We start from the raw sequence: 19748 nt of genomic DNA on the forward strand, positions 1-19748 counted from the left end.
AGGAATCTATACGCATGGCACGGGGCCATAAACGTTACTGAGCCGAAGTGTAAAAGCTTCACGATAGCGGCGACAACATAGTGGCGAGTCTGGTACCCTCACTCTCCCGATCTGATTCCAACTCTGAATAAGGATATGCATGCCTGCTACCCTGATCCGATGCTTTATATGCCTGGCTCTGGCGTTTGCTGTCACTGCCTGCGAACAAACGCCTGCGCCTGCTGAGCAAGAAGCTGCGACCTCGTCGGTTTCGATTGACCACCAAAAGTATACGCTGGACAACGGACTGACGGTTATTCTTCATCAGGATACATCGGACCCGCTGGTGCATGTAGATGTTACCTATCATGTGGGCTCAGCGCGCGAAGACGTGGGTAAGTCGGGCTTTGCCCACTTTTTTGAGCACATGATGTTTCAGGGCTCAAAGCATGTGGCGGATGAACAGCACTTTAAGATCATTACCGAGGCTGGCGGTAGCCTGAATGGGTCAACCAACAGCGACCGCACCAATTATTATCAAACCGTGCCAGCCAATCAGCTCGAAAAAGTGCTGTGGCTGGAGTCAGACAGAATGGGCTTTTTACTGGAAGCCGTGACCCAGGAAAAATTTGAAAGTCAGCGTGACACAGTCAAAAATGAGCGTGCACAGCGCATGGACAATCAGCCTTACGGGCTGGTGTCAGAGCGAACAGCTGAAGCCCTGTATCCGTCAGGTCACCCCTATTCCTGGTCAACGATCGGTTACGTAGAAGATTTGGACCGGGTCAGTGTAGATGATTTGAAAGCGTTTTTTGCGCGCTGGTACGGGCCAAACAATGCGGTGCTTACCATTGGCGGTGATATCGACACTGAACAAACCCGGGCCTGGGTAGAGAAATACTTCGGCAGTATTGCACGCGGCCCTGAGGTGGAAGAGCCCGAGCCGCGGCCGGTGTCACTTAAACAGGACCGGTATGTCACACTAGAGGACAATATTCACCTGCCGTTGTTACAGATTACCCTTCCCACGGTGTACGCCCGCCATCCTGACGAGGCGCCCCTTGATGTGTTGGCTGATATTCTGGGCGGCGGCAAAACCTCAATGTTTTACAAGAATCTGGTGAAAAGCGGGCAGGCCGTTCAGGCGGTCGTCTCGCACCCGTGCCGGGAGCTGGCGTGTGAATTTCAGATGGTAGCGCTGGCCAATCCTGGTCAGGTAAAACAGCTGTCGACGCTTGAAGATGTCATTCAGCAAACTCTCAAAGAGTTTGAAAAGCGGGGGGTTACCGCTGACGACCTGGCACGCACCAAAGCAGGCATTGAAGCCGGTACCGTATTTGGTCTGCAAAGTGTTGCCGGTAAAGTATCGACACTGGCAGCCAACGAAACATTTTATGCCACACCGGACCTGGTCAGCGATGATATTCGTCGCTACAACGAGGTTACCGCTGACGATGTCATGCGCGTTTATCACCAATACGTCAAAGACGCCGCAGGCGTGGTACTGAGTGTGGTGCCTGAAGGGCAGCGTGAGCTGGCAGCGGCAGCACAGAACTTTACGTTACCGGCGCGTGATATTCCTGACTATGGAGCGGCTGAGTATACCGCGAAGCCGGTCAGCGATTCCGTAAACAGACAGTCAGTCCCACAAGCCGGCCCGGCACCGGTTGTGACTGTGCCAGAGTACTGGCAGAGAACGCTGCCTCAGTCAATTGACATGCTTGGCGTCACCAGTATGGAAACCCCGACCGTGACACTGTCGATTAATCTGGAAGGCGGTATGCTGCTGGACCCAGAAGGTAAAGAAGGGACCGCTTATCTGACAGCATTGATGTTAAACGAGTCCACTGCCAACTACAGCAACGAGGAAATGGCCAATGCGCTTGCGCAATTAGGCAGCGCAGTGAATGTCAGTGCGGCAGGGCGCTATACGCAGATTTACCTGTCAAGCTTAAGCAAGCATTTCGATGAAACACTGGCGCTACTGGAAGAAAAACTGCTTCGTCCTGCCTTCCTCGAAGCTGATTTCGCCCGTCTTAAAGCGCGGGTGATGCAAAGTATTCAGCAACAACAAAAAAGCCCGGGACAACTGGCCAGCCGCGCCCGGGATACCGTGCTGTTTGGCGAACAAAATAGAGTCAGTATGCCTGATGAGGGCACACTTGCCTCCGTTAGAGCGATCACGCTGGCCGACATTAAAGCGTTTTATAAACGCTACTATTCGCCAGCCAAAGCAAGCGTGGTTGCTGTCAGTGATCAGTCGCCCAAACGGCTGACCAACGCCTTGTCGTTTTTTGAACAGTGGCAGGGCGAGGACTACACCTTCCCCGAGTTCGCGTCTTTTCCTGCGCATGACAAGCGTACCATCACACTGGTCGATAAACCGGGGGCGGTGCAGTCAGCGCTATACGTGGTTAAGCGAGCCATGCCCTACGATGCGACGGGGGATTACTTTTATGCACGACTTATGAACTTTCCGCTAGGTGGAGGCTTCAATAGCCGTATTAATTTGGATTTACGAGAGAAGAAAGGCATTACCTACGCCGCGAACAGCAGTTTCATTGGCGGCAAAACGCTGGGCTGGTTTGAAGTAAGTACCGATGTGAAATGGCAGGATACTGCCACCGCGATTTCGGCTATATTTGATGCACTTGATACCTACCGGGAAAATGGCATGACCCGTAATGAACTTGAGTTTATGAAAAATGCCTTTACCTTAAGCGATGCGCTCGAATACGAGACACCCACCAGTAAAGCACGTTTTTTACGTCAGCTGATGGCCTATGACTTAGACGATGATTACCGGTCACAACAACTTGAGATTATTCGGACAGTGTCGCGGGATAAACTCAACAGAGTGGCCCGTGAGCAATTAACGACAAGTCGTATGCAGGTTATTGTGGTGGGCGATAAAGAGAAAATAATGACACAGCTCTCTTCACTGGATATACCGATTGTTGAGCGCAAACTGGTGGCTGACTAATGTCTGCGAAGCTGGCCTCGCTGAAACAAAGGCAGGGGCTGGCTGAGTGAGCATAGACTTTTTTACATCCTCCTTAGTACACTGTTACGCGCAAGACAAAGCGGACGAAGATGCGTGAAGGCTAGCGGTTTTAATATAATGCCTGGTGCCCCACACAAAGGTGACCAGCACACTCTTGGAAATCAACATTGACGGCGAATCAGAAAAGTTTTGAAGAACGGGTAAGTGCCCTGAAATCATCCGGTTTTAACGCGACCCTGACAGGCATAAAGCGCGGTATAGAGCGCGAAGCATTGCGTATTAATACAGACGGGACACTGGCAGCCACGCCGCACCCGAAGGCGCTGGGCTCAGCGCTTACCCACGACTCTATTACCACCGATTTTTCCGAGTCGTTGCTGGAATTTATTACGCCCCCGGAAACACGTACAACGACCACCATGGAACAGCTTTACGATATTCACAAATATGTGCATGACAACATAGGTGATGAGTGGCTGTGGCCGATGAGTATGCCGTGTTTTATCGACGATGAAAATGACATTCCACTGGCCTACTTCGGCGAGTCGAATGTCGGCAAAATGAAACGGATCTACCGCTCTGGCCTGAAAAATCGTTATGGCAGTATGATGCAGGCGATATCTGGTGTGCATTACAACTTTTCCTTACCTGAGGCGTTCTGGCAGCAATGGGCGCAGATGCATGGCAAACCCTATTCACCGGAGCAGGTGTCGGCAGATTACTTTGCGCTTATCCGCAATTACCGTCGGCTTTGCTGGCTTATACCCTATTTGTACGGTGCTTCGCCCTCGCTGTGTGGCTCGTTTTTAAAAAATAAGACGCACAATATGGATTTTTCCGTCACCGGCAAGGGGACTTACTATCTTCCGTATGCGACGTCGTTGCGCATGAGTGACCTAGGTTATACCAGTTCAGAACAGTCATCGCTTAAAATCTGCTACAACACACTGGATAATTATGTCCGCCTGTTGCGAGGTGCCATGCAGACGCCATCAGACAGGTTCAGTCAGTTTGCGGCCGGAGAGGGCGGACACTATCAGCAGCTCAGCAAGAATGTTCTGCAAATTGAAAATGAGTTGTACTCGCCCATCCGCCCCAAGCAACCTACGGAGTCGATGGAAAAGCCGACCGATGCTCTGGTTAAGCGGGGCGTAAGCTATATCGAAGTGAGGGCGCTGGATGTTGATCCTTATTCACCCATTGGCGTGAGTGAAACGCAGAGCCATTTTCTTGATGTCTTTTTGTTGTCCTGTCTGCTGATGCCCAGCAAGGAGTTGGATGAAACACAGATAGCCGAGGCCAATGACAACATGCGTACCATGGTGCTCGAGGGCAGAAAACCCGATGTGACACTGCAGCGTGACGGGCAGCATGTTGCGTTTCGTGACTGGACCGCCACCTTGTTTGAGCAGTTCAGGCAGGTTGCCAGCGTGCTGGATGAAGCCCACGGCGATCAGCATTATCAGGACGCTGTAAGCAGCGAATGGCAAAAAGTGAACGACCCGGAGATGACGCCTTCAGGAAAAATTCTACAGACCCTTCTCAGTGAGAACAAAGATAATGGCACGCTGGGAATGGAACTGGCCGCGGAATACCGTGATGTCTTTGACCGTTGGCACTACAAGCACCAGGATGCGGCGGTGTTTGCACAGGCAGCACAAACTTCACTGGACGCGCAAAAAGCGCTGGATGCTGAAGAACAGGAAGACTTTGACAAGTTTATCAAAGATTACTTCACCAAACCGCCGGCAAAAAAAATGCCTGACTAACAAGCCAGGCATTAAGGTTCCAGGGAAACACACACATTACTAGAACACTTTGTTGGACACGTGATGACGGAAAAGTTCAAAAAATTAACACTTTTTTTATCCGGATTTATCGCAATGTTACCGCTCATTATGGTGGGGTGTGCCACAACACCACCAAAAGATATCAGCAACCTCTGTAATATTTTTTACGAGAAAGATGACTGGTATGAAGCGGCAGCGGATGCCCGCGACAAATGGGGAGTCCCAATTCATGTGCCAATGGCCATGATGTATCAGGAAAGTTCATTCAGGCACGATGCGCTGCCGCCGAAAGACTATGTGTTTTTTGGTCTCATTCCCTGGGGCAGAGTGAGTTCTGCTTATGGCTACTCACAGGCGAAAACGCCAACCTGGGCCGATTACATCAGAGAAACCGGCAACAGCGGTGCAGACCGGGACGACTTTGATGATGCGATTGATTTTATGGGCTGGTTTATTTACAAAACCTATACCATCAATGGCGTATCGAAGTGGGATGCCTATGCACAGTACCTAAATTATCACGAGGGCTGGGGCGGATATAAACGTCGCAGTTACAACCGCAAACCCTGGCTGAAAAAAGTGGCTGTGAAAGTTAAAGCGCGCTCGCTGCGTTATGCAACCCAGCTTAAAACCTGTGAAGAGGATCTCAAGGAAGGCTGGTTCTGGGGGCTGTTTGGCTAAGATAAACGTGTTTGCAAGTTCCATAGCAAAAAAACGTGCGGGCAGACAATGCTGCCCGCACCTGACGTTAAGCCAAGACCGTTTTTTACCCAACGTCAAACAGGCAGCTTCAGATTAATGCTAATGAGAATGATTTGCAATAGCTTTTTTGCGTTGGGTCATTATTTTTTGATCTGGATCAGCAAGTAACTGCAATCCCGGGGGCCAGCCTCACTGACCCCTATGTTCTTTGATGTAGATCACAATTTCTCAGCGGATGCTGACGCATACTTCTCCTGCAGCAAATAAGGACAGGAGAAATATCATGTTAACCACTATGTTTGCCGATCCCGTCGTATGGGGTTCACTGCTTGGTATTTTCATCATCGTTGTGATGATGGGGTACTACACCTATTTATTTATGCATAACAGCGCAGACGAAGACAAATAATAGCCGGCCAAATGGCGGCTGCTACTTTGGCGTCTCGGTATCCAGCAACACCAGCAGCGCGGCCTTACCACCGTATTCTTTTGGCGCCTGGTGAAATGCACGGACATTGGGGTGCTGCACCAGGTAATGGGGCAGGGCTTGTCTTAACACGCCCTGGCCGAAGCCGTGCATTACGGACACGCAGTCAATCATTTGTTTTTGTGCGCCGTGGATAAGGGCCGTGAGTTCCTGTTTGGCAGACTCCCGGGTTAAGCCATGCAGGTCGAGCATCAGCTCAGGATAATAGTCTCCCCGACGCAGACGTTTTAGTGAGTGCGCTGGCTCATCCTGTCGGCAGTAGCGGACGGGCCCCTCAGAGGGCAGAGTCGTCTGATACATATCAGAAAACGTAAAGCTGGCCTGCTGCTGACGAGCATCCTGGATGTGCTGTGAAACTTGAGTAGCGTTGCGCTGCTTGTCTTTTAAGCGCTGTCGCGCAGTGACATTGATCTTGTCCTGTTTCAGCGGCGTTACCCCTGCCATCGCGTCACGAAACTCATCCTCTTTCGAGTCTTCGACACGTGGCGTCTGGCGTTTGGCATTTTTTAGTTCGTCGTAGAAATTACTCATCCCGATCTGTCAGTAAATTAACCATGGGCGCAGCCTGTAACTTTGGGTATGATATCAGTTTTACATCAGCCAATGTACCTGAAGGCATATGACTGACAAATTTTATCTGCAGGAAGCAATTGATGACCTGCACAGCGTGCTGGACCTGACTCGATGGGCAGCCAGCCGTTTTAGCGATGCGGCGCTTTATTTTGGTCACGGTACTGACAATGCGTGGGATGAAGCGATCAGCTTAGTCCTGCAGGCGCTGCATTTACCTCATGACGCACTGACACTGACCGGCGAAGGGTTGTTCAATGCCCGACTGACACATTCAGAGCGCGAGAAAATCGCGGAACTGGTACTGAAACGGGTGCAGACGCGGTTGCCGCTTCCCTATATTACCAATCAGGCGTGGTTCTGTGGGTTGCCGTTCTTTGTGGATGAGCGTGTTCTGATACCACGCTCCCCGTTTGCGGAGCTCATTGAGCGACGGTTTGCGCCTTATATTGATACTGCTCCTGCCCATATTCTTGATATGTGTACTGGCGGTGGCTGTATCGCCATTGCGCTGGCCCATGCGTTTGAGGACGCTGAAGTCGACGCGGTGGATATCAGCAGTGACGCACTGGAAGTGGCTGAACTCAATATTCAGGAGCACGGCCTGAGTCATCGCGTGTACCCTATTGAGTCAGATTTATATTCGGGTCTGGCCGGCCAGCAGTACCAGTTAATTGTATCCAATCCGCCCTATGTCGATGCCGAAGATATGGCAGATCTGCCGGATGAATACCACCATGAGCCTGCGCTGGCCCTGGCTGCAGGCGAAGACGGTCTGGATTTGGTGGATAAGATTTTACGTCAGGCGCCCGCGTATCTTAGCGATGATGGCTGGCTGTTTGTCGAAGTCGGCAACAGTGAAGTGCATATGCACCAGCGCTATGCGGGCCTTGAACTTGACTGGCTGGAATTCCAAATGGGTGGTCAGGGCATTTTTGTTGTGTCTAAATCGGCACTGGTTTCTTATTTTTCGACAGCTAACGAGTAGGTATTATGCCGGGAAACAGTTTTGGAAAAGCATTTACGATCACCACCTTTGGAGAGAGTCATGGGCTTGCCATAGGTGGCGTAATTGATGGGTGTCCACCAGGACTGCCGTTGTCAGAGGCTGATCTTCAGGGCGACCTTGATCGCCGCAAACCCGGTACTTCAAGGTATACCACGGCGCGCCGCGAAGACGATGAAGTGCAGATCTTATCCGGCGTGTTTGAGGGTAAAACCACTGGCACCAGTATTGGTCTGCTGATAAAAAATAAAGATCAGCGCAGCAAAGATTACGGCAACATTGCCGATCGCTTTCGTCCCGGGCATGCAGACTATACCTATCAGCAAAAATACGGGCTGCGCGATTACCGGGGCGGCGGGCGCTCATCCGCACGGGAAACGGCTATTCGTGTCGCTGCAGGTGGCGTGGCGAAGAAATACCTGAAAACCATGCTGGGTATCGAGATCAGAGGCTACCTGTCTCAGTTAGGGCCGGTTGTCATTGAGCAGGTTGATCATGGTGTGACCAATACTAACCCGTTTTTCTGCCCGGACGCCTCTAAACTGGAGGCGCTGGATGAATACATGCGTGCGCTTAAAAAGTCAGGCGACAGTATTGGTGCCAAAGTATCTGTGACGGCGTCAAATGTTCCTGTCGGACTGGGTGAGCCTGTCTTTGATCGGCTTGATGCCGATATTGCCCATGCCATGATGGGGATCAATGCGGTCAAAGGGGTGGAAATTGGCGATGGCTTCGATGTTGTCACGCAGCGCGGCAGTGAGCATCGTGATGAACTTACCCCGGACGGTTTTGCCAGTAATCATGCCGGCGGCGTGTTAGGCGGTATTTCCAGTGGTCAGGATATCAATGTCCACATGGCGCTCAAACCGACATCCAGCATCTCGGTACCGGGCAACACCATTAATGTCGACGGCGAGGCCACCGATATCGTGACCAAAGGCCGGCACGACCCCTGTGTCGGGATCCGCGCAGTACCCATCGCTGAAGCCATGCTGGCGCTGGTACTGATGGATCACGTTATCCGTCATCGTGGTCAGAACGCCGGCGTTGGCAGCAGCACGCCGGATATTGCCCGCCAGTCCTGAACCTTTTACTTGTGAGCAGCGCCGTTTATGCGATCTCGGCGGCGCGCTTGCAACTGGCGATCACGTCAATGCCATCGTCACTGACCTGCTCTAGCGTCACATCAAACTTCCAGAGCCGGTGAAGATGACGCATCACTTCCTGCCGGGAGTCGGCCAGCGGAATACCATTGTGTGGAATATAGCGTAGCGTCAGTGAACGATCACCGCGCACGTCGACGTTGTACACCTGAATGTTAGGCTCCAGATTGCTTAAATTGTACTGCGCCGATAACTTTTCCCGGATCTGCATATAGCCTTGTTTGTTGTGAATAGCGTCGACAGTGACAAAGCTTTTGTCCGCGTCGTCGTCAACCGCAAACAATTTGAAATCCCGCATGAGTTTGGGCGACAGGAACTGACTGATAAAACTTTCATCCTTAAAGTTTTTCATGGCGAAATGCACAGTTTCCAGCCAGTCTTTGCCGGCGACTTCAGGTAAATATTCCCGGTCTTCATCCGTTGGGTTCTGACATACCCGCTTGATGTCCATAAACATGTTAAATCCCAGTGCGTAGGGATTAATACCCGAATAGTAGGGACTGTTGTACTCAGGCTGCATAACGACACTGCTGTGGCTGTGCAGAAACTCCAGCATAAAGCGGTCGGTGACCAGCCCTTCATCATACATCTGATTCAGAATATGGTAATGCCAGAAACAGGCCCACCCTTCGTTCATCACCTGCGTTTGCTTTTGCGGATAGAAATACTGCGATATCTTGCGCACAATGCGTACCAGCTCACGTTGCCAGGGCTCCAGCAACGGCGCGTTCTTTTCAATAAAGTACAGAATATTTTCCTGAGGCTCGGCAGGGAAGCGTTTGCGTATCGGTTTGCTGTCCTCTCTGCCCTCGGGGAGCGTACGCCAGAGTTCGTTAACCTGTGATTGCAGGTACTTTTCGCGCTGCTTCTGACGGGCTTTTTCCTGCTGCAGCGACAGCTTTTGCGGGCGTTTGTAGCGATCTACACCATAATTCATCAGGGCATGGCACGAATCGAGGGTGTCTTCTACTTCCTGAAAACCGTATTTCTGCTCACACCTGGCAATATAGTTTTTAGCAAAGACCAGGTAGTCGATGATTGAGTCTGCGTCTGTCCAGGTGTCAAACAGATAGTTACCCTTAAAAAACGAGTTGTGGCCATAGCAGGCATGTGCCATGACCAGCGCCTGCATGGTAATAGTGTTTTCTTCCATCAGGTAGGCAATACAGGGGTTAGAATTGATCACAATTTCGTAGGCCAGCCCCATCTGACCGCGACGATATTGTTGCTCATTCTGAATAAACTTCTTGCCAAACGACCAGTGGCTGTAATTGATAGGCATGCCAATACTGGCGTAGGCATCCATCATTTGCTCGGCGGTAATCACCTCAATCTGATTAGGATAAATATCCAGCTTAAAGTTGCGGGCAATACGATCAATTTCTGTCTCATACTCGGTTAACAAATCAAAGGTCCAGTCCGGCCCATCGCTGAGGCAAGCGGAAGATTTACGGCGCGCTGGCATAACTGCTGTCTCCTGCGTCGGCGGGGTGGCCGGATTTCTTAAAGAGATCACGGAACACCGGGTAAATGTCACTCACTGTCTGAATATGTTTGCATACGAAGTTGTCATACACCTCAGCGACACGTTCATACTCACGCCACAAACTCTGGTGCTGGCGATCAGTGATTTCGATATAGGCAAAATAGCGTGTCACCGGCAGCAGACGCGAGGCCAGGATCTCTCTGCACTGAGGTGAATCATCGGCCCAGTTATCACCGTCTGAAGCCTGTGCGGCATATATATTCCAGTCACTCGCGTCGAACCGATCGCGAATAATCTCGTCCATCAGTGTCAGGGCGCTGGAAACGATGGTACCGCCGGTTTCCTGTGAGTAAAAAAACTCTTGTTCATCCACCTCTTTCGCCTGGGTATGGTGACGAATATAGACCACTTCGACATTCTGATAGGTGCGGGTTAAAAACAAATACAGCAGAATATAGAAGCGCTTGGCCATGTCTTTGGTGGCCTGATCCATGGAGCCGGACACATCCATCAGACAAAACATCACGGCCTTGCTGGTGGGCACTGGTCGCCGGTCGTAGTTTTTAAACCTGAGATCAAAGGTATCGATAAACGGAACACGGGCGATTTTTTCTTTCAGTTCACGTATGTCCTTCTCAAGCGCCATGATGGCCAGTGTATTGTCGTGGGGATCGTCCTTTAGTGCCTGCAGATCTTCTTCAAGGCGCGCCAGTTTTTTGCGGTCAGCGCCTGTCATGGCAATGCGTCTGGCCACCGACCCCTTCAGTGAGCGTATGATATCAAGATTACTGGGCACGCCGTCAGTCTGATAGCCGGCGCGGTAGGTCTCATACTGTACCACCTTGTCATACTGATTTTTCAGCAAATTAGGCAGCGCCAGATCATCAAACAGCAGGTCCAGGTATTCGTCTTTTGAAATAGAAAAAACAAATTCATCCTGGCCTTCGCCGCTGTCACTGGCATCTCCTGAGCCCGCGCCCTGACCGCCGCCGGATGGTGGCCGGTTAATTCTGTCACCGGCGGTGAACTGATCGTTGCCCGGATGGACAATAGAACGCCGCCCACCTTTACCGGTGTGAAACACCGGCTCGGTAATATCTTTGCTGGGAATGCCAACCTCTTCGCCATGATCCAGATCGGTCACCGATCGTTTGCCGACTGCATCCGAGACCGCACGCTTTATTTGCTGCTTGTAGCGGCGAATAAAACGCTGGCGGTTTACGGTGCTTTTTCCCTTACTGTTTAAACGTCTGTCAATAAAATGCGCCATAAGCACCTACTTATAATACGTGCCTGCCTTACGACGCTTTTCTTACGCGTAAGTACCATTCACACAATAGCCGGACTTGTTTTTGCGTATAGCCTTTTTCGGTCATGCGATTGACGAAGTCGTCGTGTTTTTTCTTGTCTTCGGATGAGCCTTTGGTGTTGAATGAAATAACCGGGAGTAAATCCTCGGTGTTTGAGAACATTTTTTTCTCAATCACTGAGCGCAGTTTTTCATAACTGGTCCAGGTCGGGTTCTTGCCTCCGTTATTGGCGCGGGCACGCAATACAAAGTTGACAATTTCATTCCGAAAGTCCTTCGGATTGCTGATTCCGGCGGGTTTTTCGGTTTTCTCTAACTCGGCATTCAGCGACTCACGATCAAATAGCTGCCCGGTTTCTGGATCCCGGTATTCCTGATCCTGGATCCAGAAGTCGGCATAAGTGACATAGCGGTCAAACAGGTTTTGCCCATATTCAGAATACGACTCGAGATAAGCGGTCTGGATCTCTTTACCGATAAATTCAACATAATGTGGAATTAGGTAGCCTTTCAGAAATTCGCGGTAACGATCAGCGGCTTCCTGCGGAAACTGTTCGCGTTCGATCTGTCGTTCAAGTACGTAGAACAGATGGACGGGATTGGCGGCCACTTCCTGGTGATCGAAGTTAAATACGCGCGAGAGGATTTTGAATGCGAAGCGGGTTGATAAGCCTTCCATGCCCTCATCAACACCGGCATAGTCACGGTATTCCTGATAGGACTTGGCTTTAGGATCGGTATCTTTGAGGCTTTCGCCATCATACACCCGCATTTTTGAATAAATACTGGAGTTTTCCGGTTCTTTAAGCCGCGAAAGCACCGTAAACTGTGCCAGGCTTTCCAGTGTATCCGGTGCACATGGCGCGCCGCTCAGTTCACTGTTATCCAGCAATTTGCGATAAATCCTTATTTCTTCTGACACGCGCAGGCAGTAAGGCACTTTGACGATATATACCCGGTCCAGAAAGGCCTCATTATTCTTATTGTTGCGAAAGGATTGCCACTCCGATTCATTAGAGTGAGCCAGAATCAGGCCGTCAAAGGGCAGGGCCGAAAATCCTTCGGTAGGATTGTAATTACCTTCCTGAGTAGCGGTCAGCAAAGGATGCAGCACTTTGATGGGGGCTTTAAACATTTCCACGAATTCCATCAGACCCTGATTCGCTTTACATAACGAGCCAGAGTAGCTGTACGCGTCAGGATCGTTCTGAGCGAACTGTTCAAGACGCCGGATATCGACCTTGCCCACCAGCGATGAAATATCCTGGTTGTTCTCATCACCGGGCTCGGTTTTGGCAATGCCTGTCTGATCGAGCACGGATGGATAGACCCGTACTACCTTAAATTTTGAAATATCGCCATTGAATTCGTGCAGTCGTTTGCGTACCCAGGGCGACATAATGGTTTTCAGGTAGCGCTGGGGAACACCGTACTCCTGCTCAAGGAGCCTGCCGTCTTCCTGCAGATCGAACAGGCAAAATGGATGATCATTGACCGGTGAGTCTTTAAGCATGTAAATAGGGACTTTTTGCATCAGCTCTTTAAGCCGCTCTGCAAGGGAGGACTTACCGCCACCGACTGGCCCGAGTAAGTACAGAATTTGTTTTTTCTCTTCCAGTCCCTGCGCTGCGTGGCGTAGGTATGAGACGATTTGTTCTATCGCTTCCTCCATACCATAGAACTCACTGAATGCGGGATAGCGTGCGATGACGCGGTTTGAAAAAATGCGGCTTAATGCCGGATCTGTGGACGTATCTATCATTTCCGGTTCGCCTATAGCGTGCAGTAAGCGCTCGGCGGCATTGGCGTAAGCCATTGGATCTGACTTACAAATTTCCAGAAATTCCTTGATGGTGAACTCTTCCTGTTTACGCTCCTCATAGCGACTTTGATAATGCTCAAAAATACCCATGAATACCCCTAAGAAAAAAACGGTTCCCCGTATCTTTCAGCTTAGACGGTATTTTAAAAAAAGAGATGAAATATTACTCAGATTAAAGTTGCATTTTTGTCATAAGTATTTAAAGAAAAAGTAAACTTTTGCGAAAAATGGTAAGGAGAGCAGCGTGCTGTAAGGGGTTGCGAAGTGGCTGGTCTTAGGGGCCCGGAAATAAAAAAACCTGCCGAATGGCAGGTTTTTAACGATGAGTGTCAGTCACCCTTACTTAGCGAAATTTTCGCTGGCAAATTCCCAGTTAACCAGGGCCCAGAAACCTTCAAGGTACTTAGGACGCGCATTGCGGTAATCGATGTAGTAGGCATGTTCCCACAGATCGACAGTTAGCAGTGGCAGGTGCGCATCACCAGAAATCGGGGTTTCAGCATTGCTGGTATTTACGATATCCAGTGAGCCGTCTGCAGTTTTTACCAGCCATGTCCAGCTGGAACCGAAGTTATTAACTGCTTTGTCGTTGAAGGCTGCTTTGAAATCGTCAAATGAGCCCCATTTTGCGTTGATTGCATCAGCCAGCGGGCCTGTTGGTTCACCACCACCATTCGGGCTCAGGCAGTGCCAGTAAAACGTATGATTCCAGATTTGTGCTGCATTATTGAAAACGCCGCCATCAGAAGACTTGATGATCTCCTCAAGGCTTTTGTTTTCCATGTCAGTGCCTTCTACCAGGCCGTTTAGCTTGGTTACGTAAGTGGCATGGTGTTTACCATAGTGGTAGTCCAATGTCTCAGATGAGATATGTGGTTCCAAAGCATTTTTTTCATAAGGTAATGCTGGTAATTCAAAAGCCATACGAGTCTCCATGTTGGGTTTGTGTAGTGTGTCGGGACACCAGAATTACTCTGTGCTGTGTCAGCCAACACTGGTCTTAGCGTCTAAAAAGATAAGGGCTAAATCCGATAACTCAATGACAAAGTTATGAAAAATTCCTTTTAGTGGGCGTTTTGGTGATCCTTTCACCACCCATGCCCCTTCGCATCCTGCGTCAGCGTGCTGTGTTCCCTATATCAGCAATTAGTGATCATAGCCGAATAAGGCGTTTTCAGATCACTCTTTGTGCCGCCTTAGACTGCTACGCGAAGACGGCGACCATTTACGGCGGCGCCTGCCTCGCAGTTTTGCTTTTCAGCAATCACACCGTATTATAGATGCATTCGCACTTTCCTTAAGCATAATATGCTACAGTTCCTTGAAATCTCACCAGAACGTGCCCACGTTACTGGTAAATAAAGCTGCAAAGAGGTTCTAATGGAGAATACCGATACATCGTCAACGCTTGACAATATCAAGCAACAAATCGCTGAAAACCCAATTCTGCTTTACATGAAGGGATCACCGAAGCTGCCAAGCTGTGGCTTCTCGGCCCAGGCCGTACAAGCACTGATGTCATGTGGCGAACCGTTTGCTTACGTCGATATTCTGCAAAATCCGGATATTCGTGCCGAGCTGCCTAAACATGCAAACTGGCCAACCTTCCCACAACTATGGGTTGACGGTGAACTGGTTGGGGGCTGTGACATTATCCTAGAGATGCATCAGCAGAATGAATTGCAACCATTGATAAAAGAAACGGCTGAGAAACATAAAAGCGAAGAGTGATCGACCCAATTAAGCTGATATCAAAAGCCGCTCGTCAGAGCGGTTTTTTTTATTTTAGGAAAAAATGTTGTGGCCTCTGAAACGGCTAAAAAATAGTGTAAAACCCTGCCTTTTTTACTCCCCAAATACTAATAGACAATCCACAAAACGAAATCCACTACGGGTAAAAAATAAATAGTGTTTTTTTGTAAAAACGTTTGTTTTTTAAATATTTACATCCTATAACCGGAATGGCTGACCGCCGTATTGTCAGTGCAAAAGATAGGTTTAAAACAACAACAGTCTGAGTAAATCTGAACCTGACTAACAGGCTACTCTCAGAGGAAAACATTCCGGGAAACCACTATGAAAACATCCTTAAGTTTATTGACGAAACACGTTCGCCAGGTGTTCGCTGCGTCAGCAGCAGTCTCATTGCTGGCGTCCAATGTGGCCTTCGCGCAGCAAAACGAAGAGAACGAAACTGACCCCGATCTTGAAGAACGTTATGAGCAAATAGCGGTCGTAGGTACGCGTGCAGCGCCTCGTTCGGTTGGGGAGTCGGCCGTTCCCATTGATATCATTTCAGACGAAGAGTTCAAAAGTCAGGGCGCCACAGACATGGCTTCCATGATGCAGACGGTTGTACCGTCGTTTAACGTCAATGACCAGCCTATTAACGATGCGTCGACCCTGGTACGTCCGGCTAACCTGCGCGGTATGGCATCGGACCACACGCTGGTGCTGGTCAACGGTAAACGCCGTCATCGTTCGGCGGTTATTACATTCTTAGGCGGTGGGTTGTCGGACGGTGCCCAGGGGCCGGACATTTCTGTCATTCCGGCTGCGGCACTAAAACAGGTAGAAGTGCTGCGTGACGGTGCCGCTGCGCAATATGGCTCAGACGCCATTGCCGGGGTTATTAACTTTGTACTGAAAGATGCTGATGAAGGCGGCAGCTTCGAGGCGCGCTATGGTTCTTTCTATGAGGGCGATGGCGATATGGTGCAGTTCTCAGGCAATGTAGGGATGCCGTTAACCGATGCCGGCTTTGTTAATGTAACAGCCGAATATCGTACCGCCGATCCGACGTCGCGCAGTGTGCAGCGTGATGATGCCGCCGGGTTGATAGCTGGTGGTAATACGGCGGTTGCCGATCCTGCGCAAATCTGGGGCTCACCGGAGATCAAAGATGACATCAAGCTGTTTGCCAATCTTGGTTTAGACCTTGGCAATGACAGCGAAGCTTACCTGTTTGGTAACTACGCAGAACGCGAAGTAGAAGGTGGCTTTTACTACCGTAACCCGCATAACCGAGGCGGGGTTAACAACGGGGGGATTGATGAAGATGGTAATCAGCTATTGCTGGTGGGTGATTTAACCGGCGACATGTCAGGTAACTGTCCCACTGACATCCAGGTCGGCAGCAACGTGCTTGAGAACCCGCGTTATATCAATGAAGTTGCCAATAATCCGGATTGCTTCGCCTTTAACGAAATCCTGCCTGGTGGTTTTACCCCACGTTTTGGCGGTACCGTTACAGATATGTCGCTGGTATTTGGTACGCGCGGCGAGTGGGTTAACGAGATTTCCTATGACGTCAGTGTCAATCTGGGTCAGAACGAAATTGAGTACGCTATTTCAAACACCATTAACCCGTCTCTGGGCCCGGACACGCCTTTTGAATTTGCGCCGGGTAAATACATCCAGTCAGAACAAACGCTGGATATTGACCTGACCAAACCGGTTGATGTGGGATTATATGAGCCCGTGTATGTGTCGGGTGGTTTCCAGTACCGACATGAAACTTATGAAAGTAAGGCCGGAGACCCCGACTCGTACACCATTGGTCCGCTGGCCAAGCAGGGCTTTGGGATTGGCTCAAACGGCTTCCCAGGCCTGGCGCCAGACAGCCAGGGCGAGGTCTCTCGTCACAATATCGCTTTTTATCTTGATGTTGAGTCATACCTGACCGAAACCTTTATGCTGGCCGGTGCGTTACGTTATGAAGACTTCTCCGATTTTGGTAACACCACTAAAGGTAAAATTGCATTTCGCTGGCAGGCCATGGAAAGTATCGCGTTTCGCGGCGCGTTCTCAACCGGCTTCAAAGCACCTACGCTGGGGCAAAGTAACGTAAGAAACGTGACGACTGCCTTTGGTACCGACGGACGACTGATTGACCGTGCGACACTGCCGCCGACCGATCCGGTATCGCAGCTGAAAGGCGGTGAGCAGTTAACACCGGAAGAGTCAGAAAGTATTACCTTTGGTGTGGTGGCTGATTTCGAAAATGGCTTGTTTATCACCGCGGATTACTACCACATTGAACTGACTGACCGCTTGAGTACAGCATCAGGTATTTCGTTAACCGAGGAAGACATTCAGACGCTGCTTGCACAGGGCATTACTGATGCCTCAAGCTTCTCTGAAATCAGTTTCTTCACCAACGACTTTGACACTACCACGGAAGGGGTGGACGTGGTTGCCAACTACTCGATGGAAATGCTGGGTGGCGATACCAAGTTCTCGCTGGCATACAACTGGACGGACACTACGGTTGATGAAGCGTCAGACAATATTTCATCATTCCGTATTCGCATGCTGGAAGATAACCTGCCATCGGTGCGTTATAGCCTGACCGCCAATCATACCAATGGTGACTGGCGTGTTCTGGGACGCCTGAATTATTACGGCAGCATTTATGAGGACCACCTGGATTCTGGCTTACCAATTGAGAACATCGGTTCAGAAATGACCCTGGACCTTGAGCTGGGCTATGATGTGTCAGAAAACTTTTCAGTGGTGCTAGGTGCGAAAAACGCGCTGGATGAGTATCCGGACGAAAATACCCAGTGGAAGGGCATTGCAGGTTCATTGTACCCGACGACGTCTCCCATCGGGATCAATGGTGGTTTCTATTACGTGAGAGGCTTATATACCTTTTAATCAGAAACCGACATAAAAAAGGGGGCGCATGCCCCCTTTCATGGTATAACACACAATAAAAACAGACGGGCTTCGACACCCGCAATGGAACACCGTTACAATTATGCGCACAACGTCAACACTGACTGAGACATTTCTGAAGTACCGTAACCGGCTGCGAAAGGCAATAAGCCCGATTGTCAGCGGTGACGATATTGAAGATATCGTGCAGGAAGCGTTTATAAAAAGCTATGAGGCTCAGCTCAAACAGGAAATTCAGTATGAGCGGACGTACATGCTGAAAACGGTGCGCAACCTGGCGATTAATCACGTCAAAAGTGCCGCCAGTCAGCACAATCTGAGCGTCGATAACATGGATTCGTTACCCCATGAACTCGTAGGCTATAGCCTTGATAAACATGTAGAAAGTAAAGAGCGATTTATTCACTTTTGTCGTGCAACAGACAGCTTGTCCGCCGATGTCAAACGGGTATTTTTACTCAAAAAAGTGTATGGTATGAAACAAAAAGATATTGCTGACCTTATTGGGATCAGTGAGAGCACCGTGGAAAAACATGTCGCTAAAGGCCTGTTGCACTGTTCCCGGTTTTTAAAAGAAGCCTCGCAAAATAGCAGTCGCGAAATCGCTTCCAAGGACATAAAAAAGCAGTAATCATGAGTAATATAAGGCAGTTCTCCAGTAAAGACGATCTCGAGGAGCAGGCGTGCTTGTGGATAAGCCGTCTGGATCGCGGCTTATCAGCGTCAGAGAAACAGACCCTTGATGCGTGGGTTGCCGCAAGTCAGGCGCATCGTAAGGCGCTGTTTGATGCGGCCAGCCTGTGGGATGATATGAGTGTGCTTAATGAACTCAGTGGTCTGTTCCCACAAACAAAAACCAAACAGGACAGCGGCCGTGTAAAGCGCCTTGTGAATCAGGCACGCTGGAGTGTTGCTGCAGGTTTTATGCTTGCGGTAGTGGGCGTGAGCCTAATCATCAATCATGTGATTTTCCAGCCGGATACGAGCATCGCCAAAACCGTCGAGCAGATTCGTACTGGCGTGGGTGAACAGAAAAATGTGGTGCTTGCCGATGGCTCTGAATTGCACGTAAACACCGATTCCTTGTTGTCAGTCACCTACAGTAATGCGTCGCGCGATATTGTGCTGTTGAAAGGCGAAGCCCATTTTGAGGTGGCGCACGATGAGGGGCGCCCGTTTACGGTCACAGCCGGTGAGAACCGGGTTACGGCAGTAGGAACGGCGTTCAATATGCAGTACGTGGATGATCAGGCCTTTGAGTTGGTGGTAACAGAGGGCAAAGTACTGGTTAATGACCGATTTACGCCTTTAGCTGACAATGAATCACTGTTCTCCGATAACAGTGAGACAGCCCGGGGACTGTTGATGGTCGCCGGAGAGAAGGCGAAGGTGAAAGGGGATGTAGAGGCCCGCAATAACCTCACGCAAACAGATATTGATGATGATCTTGCCTGGCAAAAGGGCATGATCGTGTTTAAAGGTGAGCCACTCTCGGCCGTGCTTGAAGAAATTGGTCGCTATACCCCGGTTCGTTTCTCTGTACAGGATCCTGCACTTAAGCAACGTCGGGTAGCGGGCTACTTTCGGGTCGGCGATATTGATGGCTTGCTGTCGGCACTGAAAAACAGTTTTAATATCGAGCATCAGAAGCTAGGTGAGAGCAGTATCCTGTTGTCCACCGCCGGCAGCAGCTAAGCGGCCTGTTTATTACGCGCCGTACTGATATTAAGCGGCGCGAATCTGTAGTGTG

At 50.0% G+C, this 19748-nt stretch carries 15 protein-coding genes; 10 read left to right on the forward strand and 5 right to left on the reverse strand.

Going from position 1 to position 19748, the window contains the following annotated elements; translation table 11 throughout:
* Positions 1-139: 139 nt before the first annotated feature.
* The 4 genes from IE054_RS01280 to IE054_RS01295 all read left to right on the forward strand — a co-directional run bounded on the left by IE054_RS01280 (position 140) and on the right by IE054_RS01295 (position 5884).
* Complete coding sequence (locus IE054_RS01280; RefSeq protein WP_189403276.1) at positions 140-2962, forward strand: M16 family metallopeptidase; 2823 nt, start codon at positions 140-142, stop codon at positions 2960-2962.
* Between the two features lie 188 nt (positions 2963-3150).
* Positions 3151-4752, forward strand: coding sequence for a glutamate--cysteine ligase (gene gshA, locus IE054_RS01285; protein ID WP_189403277.1), 1602 nt, complete (start codon positions 3151-3153; stop codon positions 4750-4752).
* A 63-nt stretch (positions 4753-4815) separates the two neighbouring features.
* Positions 4816-5454 carry a transglycosylase SLT domain-containing protein gene (locus tag IE054_RS01290; protein ID WP_189403278.1) on the forward strand — a complete coding sequence of 213 codons (639 nt, stop codon included), beginning with the start codon at positions 4816-4818 and terminating at the stop codon, positions 5452-5454.
* A 304-nt stretch (positions 5455-5758) separates the two neighbouring features.
* Positions 5759-5884: a DUF3149 domain-containing protein gene (locus tag IE054_RS01295; RefSeq protein WP_189403279.1), complete on the forward strand. Its 126-nt coding sequence runs from the start codon at positions 5759-5761 to the stop codon at positions 5882-5884.
* A gap of 21 nt (positions 5885-5905) precedes the next feature.
* On the opposite strand, the gene smrB is transcribed toward IE054_RS01295, so the two are convergent.
* On the reverse strand, positions 5906-6493 hold the full coding sequence (gene smrB, locus IE054_RS01300; protein ID WP_189403280.1) for an endonuclease SmrB: 588 nt from the start codon (positions 6491-6493) through the stop codon (positions 5906-5908).
* An 88-nt stretch (positions 6494-6581) separates the two neighbouring features.
* Between smrB and prmB the strand changes: the two genes are divergently transcribed.
* Together prmB and aroC are read left to right on the forward strand one after the other, a co-directional pair.
* On the forward strand, positions 6582-7520 hold the full coding sequence (gene prmB, locus IE054_RS01305; protein ID WP_189403281.1) for a 50S ribosomal protein L3 N(5)-glutamine methyltransferase: 939 nt from the start codon (positions 6582-6584) through the stop codon (positions 7518-7520).
* A 5-nt stretch (positions 7521-7525) separates the two neighbouring features.
* Entirely contained in the window at positions 7526-8623 is a 1098-nt protein-coding gene (gene aroC / locus IE054_RS01310) for a chorismate synthase (RefSeq protein ID WP_189403282.1), read from the forward strand.
* Positions 8624-8648: 25 nt separating this feature from the next.
* On the opposite strand, the gene IE054_RS01315 is transcribed toward aroC, so the two are convergent.
* The 4 genes from IE054_RS01315 to sodB all read right to left on the reverse strand — a co-directional run bounded on the left by IE054_RS01315 (position 8649) and on the right by sodB (position 14242).
* Positions 8649-10166 carry a SpoVR family protein gene (locus IE054_RS01315; protein ID WP_189403283.1) on the reverse strand — a complete coding sequence of 506 codons (1518 nt, stop codon included), beginning with the start codon at positions 10164-10166 and terminating at the stop codon, positions 8649-8651.
* Complete coding sequence (locus IE054_RS01320; RefSeq protein WP_189403284.1) at positions 10150-11457, reverse strand: YeaH/YhbH family protein; 1308 nt, start codon at positions 11455-11457, stop codon at positions 10150-10152. Before IE054_RS01320 ends, IE054_RS01315 begins: the two co-directional genes overlap by 17 nt.
* Positions 11458-11485: 28 nt before the next feature.
* On the reverse strand, positions 11486-13408 hold the full coding sequence (locus IE054_RS01325) for a PrkA family serine protein kinase (RefSeq protein ID WP_189403285.1): 1923 nt from the start codon (positions 13406-13408) through the stop codon (positions 11486-11488).
* A gap of 249 nt (positions 13409-13657) precedes the next feature.
* Positions 13658-14242, reverse strand: coding sequence for a superoxide dismutase [Fe] (gene sodB, locus IE054_RS01330; RefSeq protein ID WP_189403286.1), 585 nt, complete (start codon positions 14240-14242; stop codon positions 13658-13660).
* 456 nt (positions 14243-14698) lie between these two features.
* Here sodB and IE054_RS01335 point away from each other — a divergent pair, with 456 nt between their 5' ends.
* The 4 genes from IE054_RS01335 (at position 14699) to IE054_RS01350 (ending at position 19693) form a co-directional block, all read left to right on the forward strand.
* On the forward strand, positions 14699-15049 hold the full coding sequence (locus IE054_RS01335) for a Grx4 family monothiol glutaredoxin (protein ID WP_189403287.1): 351 nt from the start codon (positions 14699-14701) through the stop codon (positions 15047-15049).
* Between the two features lie 345 nt (positions 15050-15394).
* A complete protein-coding gene (locus tag IE054_RS01340; RefSeq protein ID WP_189403288.1) occupies positions 15395-17977 on the forward strand; it encodes a TonB-dependent receptor plug domain-containing protein in 2583 nt (860 codons plus the stop codon).
* Positions 17978-18080: 103 nt separating this feature from the next.
* Positions 18081-18629, forward strand: coding sequence for an RNA polymerase sigma factor (locus IE054_RS01345; RefSeq protein WP_189403289.1), 549 nt, complete (start codon positions 18081-18083; stop codon positions 18627-18629).
* A gap of 2 nt (positions 18630-18631) precedes the next feature.
* Positions 18632-19693 (forward strand): FecR family protein, encoded by a 1062-nt coding sequence (locus tag IE054_RS01350; RefSeq protein ID WP_189403290.1) that lies wholly within the window; start codon positions 18632-18634, stop codon positions 19691-19693.
* Positions 19694-19748 lie beyond the last annotated feature (55 nt).

It is taken from the genome of Alteromonas halophila (assembly GCF_014651815.1).
GTDB classification, from domain to species: domain Bacteria; phylum Pseudomonadota; class Gammaproteobacteria; order Enterobacterales; family Alteromonadaceae; genus Alteromonas; species Alteromonas halophila.

Excerpts from the sequence above, each read along its gene's own strand:
- IE054_RS01280 (WP_189403276.1), top strand. The coding sequence starts at position 140 with ATGCCTGCTACCCTGATCCGATGCTTTATATGCCTGGCTCTGGCGTTT.
- IE054_RS01290 (WP_189403278.1), top strand. The coding sequence starts at position 4,816 with ATGACGGAAAAGTTCAAAAAATTAACACTTTTTTTATCCGGATTTATC.
- IE054_RS01295 (WP_189403279.1), top strand. The coding sequence starts at position 5,759 with ATGTTAACCACTATGTTTGCCGATCCCGTCGTATGGGGTTCACTGCTT.
- smrB (WP_189403280.1), bottom strand. The coding sequence starts at position 6,493 with ATGAGTAATTTCTACGACGAACTAAAAAATGCCAAACGCCAGACGCCA.
- prmB (WP_189403281.1), top strand. The coding sequence starts at position 6,582 with ATGACTGACAAATTTTATCTGCAGGAAGCAATTGATGACCTGCACAGC.
- aroC (WP_189403282.1), top strand. The coding sequence starts at position 7,526 with ATGCCGGGAAACAGTTTTGGAAAAGCATTTACGATCACCACCTTTGGA.
- IE054_RS01315 (WP_189403283.1), bottom strand. The coding sequence starts at position 10,166 with ATGCCAGCGCGCCGTAAATCTTCCGCTTGCCTCAGCGATGGGCCGGAC.
- IE054_RS01320 (WP_189403284.1), bottom strand. The coding sequence starts at position 11,457 with ATGGCGCATTTTATTGACAGACGTTTAAACAGTAAGGGAAAAAGCACC.
- IE054_RS01325 (WP_189403285.1), bottom strand. The coding sequence starts at position 13,408 with ATGGGTATTTTTGAGCATTATCAAAGTCGCTATGAGGAGCGTAAACAG.
- sodB (WP_189403286.1), bottom strand. The coding sequence starts at position 14,242 with ATGGCTTTTGAATTACCAGCATTACCTTATGAAAAAAATGCTTTGGAA.
- IE054_RS01335 (WP_189403287.1), top strand. The coding sequence starts at position 14,699 with ATGGAGAATACCGATACATCGTCAACGCTTGACAATATCAAGCAACAA.
- IE054_RS01340 (WP_189403288.1), top strand. The coding sequence starts at position 15,395 with ATGAAAACATCCTTAAGTTTATTGACGAAACACGTTCGCCAGGTGTTC.
- IE054_RS01345 (WP_189403289.1), top strand. The coding sequence starts at position 18,081 with ATGCGCACAACGTCAACACTGACTGAGACATTTCTGAAGTACCGTAAC.
- IE054_RS01350 (WP_189403290.1), top strand. The coding sequence starts at position 18,632 with ATGAGTAATATAAGGCAGTTCTCCAGTAAAGACGATCTCGAGGAGCAG.